This is a genomic window from Thiobacillus sp. 65-1402, assembly GCF_001897685.1.
Classification (GTDB): Bacteria; Pseudomonadota; Gammaproteobacteria; order Burkholderiales; family Thiobacillaceae; genus Thiobacillus.
In genome coordinates this window covers 1-11,207 of sequence record NZ_MKUG01000075.1, presented here as the reverse complement: position 1 = coordinate 11,207, position 11,207 = coordinate 1, and the positions used below count along the sequence as shown (strand labels likewise).

The 11,207-nt window shown below is 64.1% G+C and carries 14 protein-coding genes; all 14 read left to right on the top strand.

Annotation, left to right across the window (positions count from 1 at the left end; genetic code table 11):
• Positions 1–447 (top strand): zinc-binding dehydrogenase (locus tag BGO62_RS06375; protein ID WP_296640352.1); only part of this gene is annotated, 447 nt, incomplete at its 5' end.
• A gap of 8 nt (positions 448–455) precedes the next feature.
• On the top strand, positions 456–1,292 hold the full coding sequence (fghA, locus tag BGO62_RS06370) for an S-formylglutathione hydrolase (protein ID WP_296640349.1): 837 nt from the start codon (positions 456–458) through the stop codon (positions 1,290–1,292).
• 169 nt (positions 1,293–1,461) lie between these two features.
• The gene (locus tag BGO62_RS06365; RefSeq protein ID WP_296640346.1) at positions 1,462–2,049 is read left to right on the top strand and encodes a CBS domain-containing protein; all 588 of its coding nucleotides are present in this window, start codon (positions 1,462–1,464) and stop codon (positions 2,047–2,049) included.
• Between the two features lie 230 nt (positions 2,050–2,279).
• Complete coding sequence (locus BGO62_RS06360) at positions 2,280–3,941, top strand: thiamine pyrophosphate-binding protein (RefSeq protein WP_296640343.1); 1,662 nt, start codon at positions 2,280–2,282, stop codon at positions 3,939–3,941.
• Positions 3,942–4,190: 249 nt separating this feature from the next.
• Positions 4,191–4,763 carry a sigma-70 family RNA polymerase sigma factor gene (locus tag BGO62_RS06355; protein ID WP_296640340.1) on the top strand — a complete coding sequence of 191 codons (573 nt, stop codon included), beginning with the start codon at positions 4,191–4,193 and terminating at the stop codon, positions 4,761–4,763.
• 41 nt (positions 4,764–4,804) lie between these two features.
• Positions 4,805–5,248 carry a zf-HC2 domain-containing protein gene (locus BGO62_RS06350; protein WP_296640338.1) on the top strand — a complete coding sequence of 148 codons (444 nt, stop codon included), beginning with the start codon at positions 4,805–4,807 and terminating at the stop codon, positions 5,246–5,248.
• A complete protein-coding gene (locus BGO62_RS06345; protein WP_296640335.1) occupies positions 5,248–5,718 on the top strand; it encodes a periplasmic heavy metal sensor in 471 nt (156 codons plus the stop codon). The genes BGO62_RS06350 and BGO62_RS06345 overlap by 1 nt, the downstream gene beginning before the upstream one ends.
• Positions 5,719–6,186: 468 nt before the next feature.
• A complete protein-coding gene (locus BGO62_RS06340) occupies positions 6,187–7,638 on the top strand; it encodes a hypothetical protein (protein ID WP_296640333.1) in 1,452 nt (483 codons plus the stop codon).
• A gap of 75 nt (positions 7,639–7,713) precedes the next feature.
• The gene (soxX, locus tag BGO62_RS06335) at positions 7,714–8,175 is read left to right on the top strand and encodes a sulfur oxidation c-type cytochrome SoxX (RefSeq protein WP_296640330.1); all 462 of its coding nucleotides are present in this window, start codon (positions 7,714–7,716) and stop codon (positions 8,173–8,175) included.
• Between the two features lie 12 nt (positions 8,176–8,187).
• Positions 8,188–9,117, top strand: coding sequence for a sulfur oxidation c-type cytochrome SoxA (gene soxA / locus BGO62_RS06330; protein ID WP_296640329.1), 930 nt, complete (start codon positions 8,188–8,190; stop codon positions 9,115–9,117).
• A 31-nt stretch (positions 9,118–9,148) separates the two neighbouring features.
• Positions 9,149–9,628, top strand: coding sequence for a thiosulfate oxidation carrier protein SoxY (gene soxY, locus BGO62_RS06325; RefSeq protein WP_296640326.1), 480 nt, complete (start codon positions 9,149–9,151; stop codon positions 9,626–9,628).
• 33 nt (positions 9,629–9,661) lie between these two features.
• Positions 9,662–9,976, top strand: a complete 315-nt coding sequence (soxZ, locus tag BGO62_RS06320) for a thiosulfate oxidation carrier complex protein SoxZ (RefSeq protein WP_296640325.1) — start codon at positions 9,662–9,664, stop codon at positions 9,974–9,976.
• Positions 9,977–10,010: 34 nt separating this feature from the next.
• Positions 10,011–10,589, top strand: coding sequence for a hypothetical protein (locus tag BGO62_RS06315; RefSeq protein WP_296640323.1), 579 nt, complete (start codon positions 10,011–10,013; stop codon positions 10,587–10,589).
• Positions 10,590–10,661: 72 nt separating this feature from the next.
• A complete protein-coding gene (locus BGO62_RS06310) occupies positions 10,662–11,150 on the top strand; it encodes a hypothetical protein (protein WP_296640320.1) in 489 nt (162 codons plus the stop codon).
• Positions 11,151–11,207: the final 57 nt, after the last annotated feature.

Sequence of the window (11,207 nt, the reverse complement as noted above, 5' to 3'; positions counted from 1 at the left end):
GACAAGTTCGAAATGGCAAAAGCGCTCGGCGCCACCGACTTCATCAACCCGCGCGACGTCAACGGCTCGGTCTCCGAGGCCATCCGCGACCTGACCCAGGGCGGCGTCGATTACTCGTTCGAGTGCATCGGCAACGTCAACGTCATGCGCGACGCGCTCGAATGCACCCACATGGGCTGGGGCGTCTCCACCGTGATCGGCGTCGCCGGCGCCGGGCAGGAAATCTGCACCCGGCCGTTCAATCTGGTCGTCGGGCGCACCTGGAAGGGCACCGCGTTCGGCGGCGTCAAGGGCCGCACACAACTGCCGGGCTACGTCGACGACTACATGGCCGGCAAGATCGAGATCGACAGGCTGGTCACCCACACCATGCCGCTGGAGGACATCAACCGCGCCTTCGACCTGATGCACGAAGGCAAGAGCATCCGCTCGGTCATCATTTTCTGAGGCTGCACATGAAGCAACTCGAACGCATCAAGGAGTTCGGCGGCTGGCTCGAACGCTGGCAGCACGAGTCGGCCGCATGCCGGTGCACCATGACCTTTTCGGTCTACCTGCCGCCGCAGGCGGCGACGCAGAAGCTGCCGGTGGTGGTCTGGCTGTCGGGGCTGACCTGCACCGACGACAACGTGCGGGTGAAGGCCGGCGCGCAGCGCTATTGCGCCGAACTCGGGCTGATTCTCGTCATGCCCGACACCAGCCCGCGCGGCGACGACGTGCCCGACGTGCCCGAGCGCTACGACCTCGGCCAGGGCGCCGGCTTCTACGTCGACGCCACGCAGGCGCCGTGGGCGACGCACTACCGGATGTACGACTACGTCACCCGCGAACTGCCCGCGCTGGTCGAGGCGAACTTCCCCGCCATCCCCGGCAGGTGCGCCATCAGCGGCCACTCGATGGGCGGCCACGGCGCGCTGATCTGCGCGCTGAAAAACCCCGGCATGTACGCCTCGGTCTCCGCCTTCGCCCCCATCTGCAACCCGACGATCAGCCCCTGGGGGCAAGGCTGCTTCGGCGCCTATCTCGGCGATGACAAGAAAGCCTGGGAAGCGTACGACGCCACCTGCCTGGTCCAGGCCGGCGCGCCGCTGCCGCCCGCGCTGATCGACCACGGCACCGCCGACGAATTCCTCGCCGAGCAGCTGTTTCCGCAGAACCTGCAGGCCGCCTGCGCGGCGCGCGGCATCCCGCTCACGCTCAGGATGCAGGACGGCTACGACCACAGCTACCACTTCATCGCCAGCTTCATCGGCGAACATCTGGCGTTTCACGCGCGGGCGCTGGCAAGTTAAGCCGCCGCGCTACCCCCTGCGCCGCCTCATATCAACCAAGAACAATTTATGCCCTGAGAAAAAATCTTGAATAGACAGGAGGACTTGCGGGAGGGAGGATGACCTCAGCCGATCCAGCGCGCCCGGCCGGCGCGACGGAAATCCCGAAATCGACGCAAGGAGACGCGCCATGAGCTTTACCCGTTTGCCCACCAGCAATCTCGATAAAACCGCCGGCCTGCTGCGCCCCGCCTGCGTATTGCCCGAACGCGTGGGAATGGACAACCCGGCACTCGATGTCATGACCGATTTCCGCCGCCTGACCGCCTTCATCGCCACCCCCGGCGACACCATCAAGCAGGCGGAAGAGCGCATGATCCGCCGCAAGGTGCGCCTGCTGTTCGTGATGGACAGCCAGGATCGCGTGGCCGGGCTGATCACCAGTTCCGACATCCACGGCGAAAAGCCCCTGCAGGTGGTGCAAAGCCGCGGCATCCGCCGCGACGAAGTGCTGGTGGCCGACATCATGACCTCGGTGGACCGGCTGGAAGCGGTCGATTTCGACGATCTGTCGCATGCCCGCGTCGGCCATGTGCTGGAGACGCTCAAGGCACGCGGCCGTCAGCATGCCCTGGTGATCGAAAATGCGAACGGCCAGCAAATGGTGCGCGGTCTGCTGTCGCTGTCGCAGCTGTGCAAACAGCTCGGCGTCAATATCGAAACCACTGAGGTGGCGCACACCTTCATTGAAATCGAGCAGCAGCTGGCGCATGCCTGAGCCACACTGCCGCCGCCGCCCCTGCGGGCGGCGGCGGCGTCTTGCAGTGCCCAGTTTCCAGCGTATCCCGCATTCATCCCGCCAAGCCGGCCTCTGCAGCCGGACTCAGGCCCTATCCCACGCAACACCCAAGGTTTTCCCGCGCGGCGTCTTGTGCTCAAATCCCGGACGGACGGCCGCGGCGAAACGCACGCCGGCGGAACGAGACCGCACGACACCCCAACAAGCACATGAATATTTCCGTCAGCGAACTGATCGTCCGGTATCTGGAACGCCTGGGCATCGACCACATTTTCGGCATGCCGGGCGCGCACGTGCTGCCGATCTACGACTGCCTGCATGATTCGGGCGTAAAGAGTGTGCTGGTAAAGCACGAGCAGGGGGCGGCCTTCATGGCCGGCGGCTACGCGCGGGTGTCGCAGCGGCCCTCCGCCTGCATCGCCACCGCGGGGCCGGGGGCGACCAACCTCATTACCGGCATCGCCAATGCCTACGCCGAGCGGTTGCCGGTGCTGGCGATCACCGGCGAGACCTCGACCTACATCTTCGGCCGCGGCGGCCTGCAGGAAAGCTCCGGCGAAGGCGGCGCCATCGACCAGGGCGCGCTGTTCGCCAGCATCACCCGCTACCACAAGCTCGTCGAGCGCACCGATTATCTCGGCCAGGTGCTGAACCAGGCCACCCGGGCGCTGCTCGGCCACGAACCGGGGCCGGTGCTGCTGTCGATCCCGTACAACGTGCAGAAGGAGCAGGTCGATGCCAGCGTGCTCGAGCGGATTCATTTCCCCTGCCAGTCCACGACTCGCCACACGATGCCGACGGCCGCACTCGCCGAACTGATCCGGGCAGCGCATGCCCCGGTGATCGTCGCCGGCCACGGCTGCATCCAGGCGGGCGCGCGCGAAACCGTCGCCGCCCTTTCCGAACGCTTCAACATCCCGGTCACCACCAGTCTCAAGGCCAAGGGCGTGGTGGCCGAAGGCACGCCGCTGGCGCTGGGCTGTCTCGGCGTGACGTCCAGCGGCGACGCCTACCGCTACCTCGTCGAGCACGCCGACTTGCTGGTGTTTCTCGGCGCCGGCTTCAACGAACGCACCAGCTACCTGTGGGATGCGAAGCTGCTGAGCGGCAAGAAGATCGCCCAGGTGGACCGCGATGCCGCCCAGCTCGGCCGCGTGTTCCAGCCCGACGTGGCGATCTGCGGCGACATCCGCGCGGTGACGGAAGAACTGCTCGCCGCGCTCGAAACCGACGCCATGCCGCCCAAGGCCCGCGACCTGCTGGACGGCCACCGCGCGGCCACCCCGCCGCCCGCAAGCGGCGGCGCCGCGCAGGAGGAGCCTTTCCACCTGATCCAGGCATTCTTCAGCGGACTCGCCCGGCGCTTCCCGCGCAACGCGCTGGTGTTCGACGACAACATCGTCTTCGCGCAGAGCTACTTCGACGTCTCCGACCGCAACCACTACTTCCCGAATTCCGGCATCTCGTCGCTGGGGCACGCGATCCCGGCCGCCATCGGCGCGCGCTGCTTCGCCCCCGACAGCCCCACCTTCGCCATCCTCGGCGATGGCGGCTTCCAGATGTGCTGCATGGAAATGATGACCGCGGTGAACTACGGCATCCCGCTCAACGTGGTGGTGATCAACAACGGCACGCTCTCGCTCATCCGCAAGAACCAGTTCCAACTCTACGGCGAACGCTACATCGACTGCGACTTTGCGAATCCCGACTTCGGCCTGCTCGCGCAATCCTTCGGCGTGCGGCACTACCGCATCGAGAGCGAGGCCGACCTCGACCGGCTGTTTGCCGAGGCCGATCTGACACACGCGATCAACCTCATCGAGATCCTACTCGACAAGCACGCCTTCCCGCGCTACCTGTCGGCGCGCTAGTTGCTGGGTTGCGATAGGTTGTTCATGGCCGGAAAGCGTCCGAATGCAGCGACCCTGCCGGCACCCGCAGGCACCGCCTCTTTCGCCCTTCTGCAATAATTTGGAACTTTCTTCTTCCGGCTTCGTTTAACGCAGCATGGAAAAAGATCCTCGGCCAACAATCCGGGACTGGCTCGACGGGATCGAGAAGCAATCGGGGCAGCGGGATGGCCGTATCCAGGAACAGGGCGTCGATGAACAGAGTGCCGGATGAACAAGAGTGAACCATGCGGCAGCTGGCAGCAGTTGCAGGATCACGAGTGCATCGCCCTGTTCCAGCGCGGCGAGCAGGATGCGTTTGCGGAATTGGTGCGGCGCCACCAGAATCGCGTTTACCGTTTTCTCCTGCGCATGATGGGCTGCCGCGAAGAGGCGCTGGAACTGACCCAGGAGACGATGCTCAAAGCCTTTCGCGTACTGCCCGGATGGCGGCCGGACGCTGCTTTTGCCACCTGGCTGTTTCGTGTCGCCAACAATGCAGCCATGGACAGGTTGCGGCGCAAGAAGGTGGTCAAGTACGTGCCGATCGAGGAGCACATGGACTTCCCCGACCCGGCCGCGGGGCCGGACGAGGAGCTGCAATCGGCCCAGCGTTACCGCATTCTCGAGGCGGCGCTGCGGCGGCTTCAGGAAGACTACCGACAGGTCCTCTTGTTGCGGGAAGTCGAGGAAATGTCGTACGCCGAAATAGGCGATGTGCTGGGCTTACGCGAGGGGACGGTGAAGTCCCGCATCGCGCGTGCAAGACAGGCTCTGCTGGAAGTCTGCAAGGGCAGGATCTAAGGCCATCATTTGGAATTTCGGCAATTCAGAGAGCAGCGATCATGAACAAGCACTGTAAAAAAAGCGAGGATCTTTCCGCCTACCTCGACGGTGAGCTGGACGAGAAGACCCGCCTGAAATTCGAGACGCACTTGGAAGACTGTTCCGCCTGCAAGGAAATACTGCACGATTTGCGCTGTCTCCGCGGGTGCTTCCAGACCCTGCCCCGGCAGGAAGTGGGGTTCGATCTGGCGCCCGCGGTGCTGGCGGAACTGGCGCGGCAGCGCGCCCGCCCGGCAAGCCTGCCGCGCTTCAACTGGTGGCGGCTGTTGCCTGCTTCCTTCGCCGCCGCGGCCACGGTTTTGCTGGGGGTGTTCCTGGGGAACCTCCTGACCGGCGGGCTCGACGCCGAGGTGACGGCCCCGACCCTGGCCATGTTCGACCCCATTCCGCCAGGCGGCATATGTATCGGATTCGCGGAATGCTATCCGAAGGAAAGAATCTGATGAAACGTTCCTGGCTTTACACATTGCTTGCGTTTTCCCTCCTTCTCAACGTCAGCGTGCTGGGCGCGGTGGGCTACCAGGCCTGGCAAAACGGCGGCTGGCCCGATCTGCATGCCGACGCCAAGCACGACCACCTGGCGGAGTACCTCAACCTCAGCGCGGAACAGCGCCGGCAGTGGCGGCAAAAAGAGGAAAGGTTTCTGCGGGAAATGGGGGCCGACTGGGAGGAGGTTCGCATTCACCGCGAACGCATGATCCGGCAGATTTTCTCGCCGCAGCCCAACCTTGCGGCGATCGAAGCCGATCGCGCAGCCATCTCTCGCCTCCAGGAAAAGCAGCAGCGCCATGTCATCGAGCAGCTGATGGAAGAGCAGCGCATGCTCGATACCACACAGCGGGAGGCCCTGGCCGGACTCCTGATCCAGCAAAAGCCCGCCGGCTCGCTCGAGGAGCGGCTGCACGGCGATTGACGCGGCAGCGCCGCGTGGCCGGCATGGCTGGATGACTCGCAGGCGCGATCCGCTGATCGAGCCATCGACGATGGAAAACACTTCTTGCGATTTCCGCCCTCGGCCATCCAGGCCGGCCGGTACACCCCAGCCTTATTGCAAGGTGTAGCGGCAGGCCGCTAGCCGTCCCGGCATCATCGGGGGCCGCTTCCGCCATGTCCCTTGGGGCGGCCGGCGGATCGCTCCGACCGGCCTCCCTCCCGCACCTCCTTCCTGCCTGAACGCCGCCGCATCCATGCGGCGGCGTTTCTGTCTTCCGGTTTCCACTGTCCCTCATGCCGCGCAGCCGGGTTTGATGTGGCTGCGCAGAAAGCCGGAACATTTCTCCCGCCCTCTCGTTTAAGCCAGTGAAGGACACGATGTCTTCAAAGCAGGCAACCCGCATCAATGTTTGTTCACCCAATAAAGACAAACGAGGAGGAGAACGGAATGCGCATCAAGAGGAAATTCATCGTCGCGGCCTGGACGGCAGTCGGGCTTTCATCCGGCGGGGCAAGCCATGCCACCAACTGGGTGATGGCGTTCGGGACCGAACCCCTCGCCAGCACCCACCGCTTGCTCGGCGCGGTGCAGATCACCTACGAAAACAACTTCGACTGCAGGGACACACGCGGCTTTGTGGGCCCCGCAGTAGCCAACAACGGGGTGGTGGTGAACAACTGCCGGGTTGGCCCGGAGCTGAGAGACGACGAGTCCGGCCTTTATCTGCAGAACCTGATGCTGGGGGCCCGGGGCAACCTGATTCCGGGCCGCATCAATTACATGCTCACCGCCAACGCCGGCGAGAACGTCGCCAACTACGCGCCGTACAACACCGAGCGCAAGTACATCGCGAGCCTGACCGACGCCAGTCTCTCCTTCAACTACATCCCCGGCATGCGGGTGCGGGCGGGCCTGCTGCGCAAGCCCGGCCCAGAGGAGCTGTATCAGGGACTGGAGGCAACCGACTACATCTTCCTCACCGACTTCGTGCAGCGGGTGCAGATCGAGCGCTTCATCCATGGCAACGCCAAGGCTACCGCTCCGATCGCAGGCCAGGGCTATGCCGGCAACGTATCCAGGCACGGCTACGACGCGGACGCCGGGCGCGACTGGGGACTGCAGTTTTTCGATGCCTTCAGCCACGACAAATGGACCCACACCTACTCGGTCATGTTCGGCAACGGCAACGGCATCCATCGGGGCGACAACAACAGCGACAAGGACCTCAACCTCTATCTCTCCTCCGAGTACGACCTGCCCGGCGGCAAGGGGCCGCTCAAGCACGGGGTGAAGCTGTACGGCTACCACCACAAGGGCGTGCGCAACTTCATCATCGATGCCAACGGCACCGAGAGCCAGGATTTCGACCGGATCCGCTACGGCATCGGCATGAAGGCGCTCGGCTACCTGTTCGGCGAGGATAACGGCAAGCACCGGGTGGAATTCGAGTTGATGTTCGCCGACGGGATGATCAACTACACCCCCACCGCCAACACGGCAGACGCACCCTACGGCGGGCTGGTCCAGTTCGCGGCGGAGCGCGGCAACAAGGCCAAGGGCATTACGCTTGACTACGGTTACTACTTCAACAAGAACTGGCAGTTCGACATCCGCTATTCGCGCAACGATCTGCTGTACGAAACGGCCAACACCAACCCGGCCGTCCAATACTGGACCAGCGGCGACGAGCGCATCCTGAAGTACACGACCCTGGGCGTGAACTACCACTTCACGCCCAAGACCAAGCTCACCTTCAACTACGAGTTCCGCAACGTCACCGCCCCGAACCCGGCGCGCACGACCGCCGGCGCCATCAGCAATCCCAGCACCATCAACGCGAACGTGGTCTCCGGATCGGTGGGCGACCGCTTCGGGCTCAGGCTGACGCACAGCTTCTAGGCGCGCGCCGGGCGACGGAAAAACACCAAAGGAGAAATATTCATGAGACCGATTTTCAGCAAATGGCGGAACCTTGTGCCGCTGCTACTGGCCGCCGCGCTCGCCGGCTGCGCCGCCCAGCCTGGCAAGCCGGCACAGCAGGCGGCCGGGGCCGGCAAGGCAACGGATTTTTCGGAGTGGCCCTGCCTGAGCTACACCCTGGCCTGCGGCCAGATCCCGAACCGCAAGCCGGTGAAACAGGCGCTCGCCGGCCCGCTCGGCGGCGATCCGGCGCGCGGCAAGGTGTTTGCCAATGAACGCAGCAAGGGCAATTGCGTCGCCTGCCACCTGATCCAGGGCGCGGAGCAGCCCGGTTCAAAAGGCCCGGATCTGAGCGCCTACGGCACATGGGACAGAAGCGACGCGGAAACCTACGCCCTGGTCTACGACATGCGCTGGCGCAACCCGGACACCGTCATGCCGACGTTCGGGATCAATCAAATCCTGAACGAGCAGGAACTGCGCGACGTCGTCGCCTTCCTGCAGTCTTCGAAGTAAAGGAGCCCTGTCATGGCTGGAAACCATCCTTTTTCCCTGCGTGCGCTTGCCCTGATGTCGCTGTTTGCCGTGGCGGCCCCGGGGCCGGCCGCCGGCGCCGACGCATATCGCGAAACCTACCCGAGCGCGGCAATCGACCCGTCCCGCGGCATCGCCGGCGCCGGCGATGCCGCTTTCGGTTCCACCCTACAGTACTGGCAGGACGAAAAATCGCTCGAGCAGCACAAGCAATGGATCGGCGACCCGGAGCATGAGTGGAAGCTGAACTGGAAATTCCTCGACTTCGACCGCAGCGACGACATGCACCCGGGATACCTGGCGCTGGAGGCGGGAGAAAAGCTGTTCAAGCTGTGGGCCAAGCGCGAGCCGGCATTCCGCACCTGCCTCGGCGAGGGCAAAACCGACCTGAAGGGGCTGGCGGCGACCTACCCCAAGTACGACCCCAAGCTCAAGCGGATCATGACCGTCGAGAGCCGGGTGGAGCACTGCGCGCAGACCGCCCTGTGGGAGACCTTCAAGCAGGGGTCGCCGGCAAACAATCAAATCTCCCTTTACTTCAAGTCCCTGTCCGCCCGCGCGCCGATCAGAGTGGACACCGGCTCAGCCGAGATCATGGCGTCGTATCGGCGCGGCGAGAAACTGTTCCATGCCAAGGTCGGGCAGTTCAACTTCTCCTGCGCCTCCTGCCACACCTCGACGGGCCTGCTGGGCCAGCGCTTCCGCGGCCAGGTGCCGACCACCCCGTTCGGCGACGCGGCCCACTTCCCCACCTACCGCCTGGCCCTGGGGGATATCGAGTCGCTGCAGCAGCGCTTCATGCGCTGCAACATGCAGGCCCGCACCAAGGCGCTGCCGCCCGGCGACCCGGCCTACACCGACCTCGAGGTGTTCTACACCGTGCTTTCCAACGACTACCCGGTTTCCGTGCCGTCGGCACGCTAACCGTTCGCTGCAACCTCAAACGGAGAACGACATGAATGAGTTGAATGAACTACGCAGGACCTTGCTGAAGGGTGGATGCGCCGCCGGCCTGGTCGCCTTCGCCGCATCCGCCGGGCTGCTGCTGCCGGGCCGCGCCCTCGCCGCGGAATGGAACAAGAGCGCCTTCGAGGCCAAGAACGTCGCCGACGCCCTCAAGGGCCTGGGGGCGTCGGGAGTCGCCGACAGCCGGGATATTCTGATCAAGGCCTCCGACATTGCCGAAAACGGCGCCGTGATTCCCGTCGAGGTGACCAGCCAGATCGCCGACACCCAGTCCATTGCCATCCTCGCGGACAAGAACCCCTTGCCGCTTCTGGCGGTGTTCGAGTTCGTCGACGGGGCGCAGGGCTACGTCTCCACCCGCATCAAGATGGGCCAAACCTCCAACGTGCGCGTGGTGGTCAAGGCGGGCGGCAAATACTACAGCGCGACCAAGGAAATCAAGGTCACCATCGGCGGCTGCGGCGGCTGAGATCCGAATTTCAAATACGGAAAGGAACAGAAAATGGCAGAACCGATGAAGATCCGCGCGCAACTCTCCGGGGACCTGTTGGCAATCAAGGTCCTGATCGGCCACATCATGGAGACCGGCCAGCGCAAAGACCCGAGAACCGGGCAAGTGATCCCCGCCCATTTCATCAAGCATCTCAGTGTCGGCCTGAACGGCAAGACGGTCATTGCCGCCCAATGGGGCGGGGCCATTTCCAAAGACCCCTTCCTCGGACTGAAGGTGAAGGGCGCCAAGGCCGGCGACAAGGTAAGCGTGCACTGGGAAGACAACAAGGGCGAAAAAAGCAGCGCCGAGGCCACGGTTGGCTGAGCCGCTCTCCCGGTGCGCGAGGCAGGCGCAAAGCATGGCTGCCGGCAGCACGGACCTGCCGTGCCGGCCGCAGAACACTCACCCATTTCAATTTTGGAGCACATTCATGAAACCACATTTCAAAGCGGCATGGCTCGGCCTGGCGGCAAGCCTGGTCATGGCAGGCGCAGCGGCCGACGTGGGCAAGGACGAACGCCTCAAGCTGGTGCTCGAACCGCACGAGCGCCATTTGGTACTGCTCGAGATGCGCAACTTCCTCCACGTTTTGCAGACCATGACCGACTCGCTGACCCGGGAAGACATGAAAACGCTGGCGGAAGCGGCGCGAACCATGGGCAGCGGGGCCGCGAATGAAATTCCGCCCGAGACCGTGGCAAAATTGCCGGATACCTTCAAGATGTTCGCCGGCACCGTGCACACCACGTTCGACACGATTGCGCTGGATGCGGAAAGCCTGGGCGACCCCAAGCACACCCTGAAACAGATGGGCACCCTGATGCAGACATGCAATGCCTGCCATGGCATCTACCAGGTTTCGACCGAGCCCTTTCCGCCCCTGAAGCGGGGAGGTTTGACTTCCGGGAAAACAACCGCCGCGAAGCCGGTCCGCTAACCCGCCATAACCATGGAGTGAATCATGAAACCCATTCTTCTTTCGCTGTCCGCCGCCACCATGGAGTGAATCATGAAACCCATTCTTCTTTCGCTGTCCGCCGCCATGCTGGCGCTCCCCCTGATGGTGCAGGCTGCCGGTCCGGCCCACCACCACCACGATCACGGGGCCGGCGCTCCGCAATCAATCCAGCTCAATGCCGGCAAGAAATGGGCCACCGATGATGCGTTGCGCCAGGGCATGGAAGCGATCCGGACGCTTATGGAAAACGCGCTGCCGGCCGCGCATGCCGGCAAGCTCACGGCTGCCGGGTACGACGCCCTGGCGAACGACATCGACTCGCGCATCGCTTATATCGTGGGAAGCTGCAAGCTCGACCCCAAGGCCGATGCGCAGCTCCACATCGTCATCGGCGAGCTGGCCGGCGGTGTCGACACGATAAAGGGCAAGCAGCCCGGCCAGGCACGCGCCATGGGGGTGGTCAATGTTTCCCAGACCCTGAATACCTATGGCAAATACTTCAATCACCCGGGCTGGCGGGCGATCAAGCTGCCTCACTAGATTCACCCTGCCCATGCGCGGCCGCCGGCGGCCGCAAGCTTCTTCGGCCGCGCGGCC

What these genes read in the sequence shown, in the direction of transcription:
- fghA (WP_296640349.1), top strand. Translation starts at nt 456, where the DNA reads ATGAAGCAACTCGAACGCATCAAGGAGTTCGGCGGCTGGCTCGAACGC.
- BGO62_RS06365 (WP_296640346.1), top strand. Translation starts at nt 1,462, where the DNA reads ATGAGCTTTACCCGTTTGCCCACCAGCAATCTCGATAAAACCGCCGGC.
- BGO62_RS06360 (WP_296640343.1), top strand. Translation starts at nt 2,280, where the DNA reads ATGAATATTTCCGTCAGCGAACTGATCGTCCGGTATCTGGAACGCCTG.
- BGO62_RS06355 (WP_296640340.1), top strand. Translation starts at nt 4,191, where the DNA reads ATGAACAAGAGTGAACCATGCGGCAGCTGGCAGCAGTTGCAGGATCAC.
- BGO62_RS06350 (WP_296640338.1), top strand. Translation starts at nt 4,805, where the DNA reads ATGAACAAGCACTGTAAAAAAAGCGAGGATCTTTCCGCCTACCTCGAC.
- BGO62_RS06345 (WP_296640335.1), top strand. Translation starts at nt 5,248, where the DNA reads ATGAAACGTTCCTGGCTTTACACATTGCTTGCGTTTTCCCTCCTTCTC.
- BGO62_RS06340 (WP_296640333.1), top strand. Translation starts at nt 6,187, where the DNA reads ATGCGCATCAAGAGGAAATTCATCGTCGCGGCCTGGACGGCAGTCGGG.
- soxA (WP_296640329.1), top strand. Translation starts at nt 8,188, where the DNA reads ATGGCTGGAAACCATCCTTTTTCCCTGCGTGCGCTTGCCCTGATGTCG.
- soxY (WP_296640326.1), top strand. Translation starts at nt 9,149, where the DNA reads ATGAATGAGTTGAATGAACTACGCAGGACCTTGCTGAAGGGTGGATGC.
- soxZ (WP_296640325.1), top strand. Translation starts at nt 9,662, where the DNA reads ATGGCAGAACCGATGAAGATCCGCGCGCAACTCTCCGGGGACCTGTTG.
- BGO62_RS06315 (WP_296640323.1), top strand. Translation starts at nt 10,011, where the DNA reads ATGGCTGCCGGCAGCACGGACCTGCCGTGCCGGCCGCAGAACACTCAC.
- BGO62_RS06310 (WP_296640320.1), top strand. Translation starts at nt 10,662, where the DNA reads ATGAAACCCATTCTTCTTTCGCTGTCCGCCGCCATGCTGGCGCTCCCC.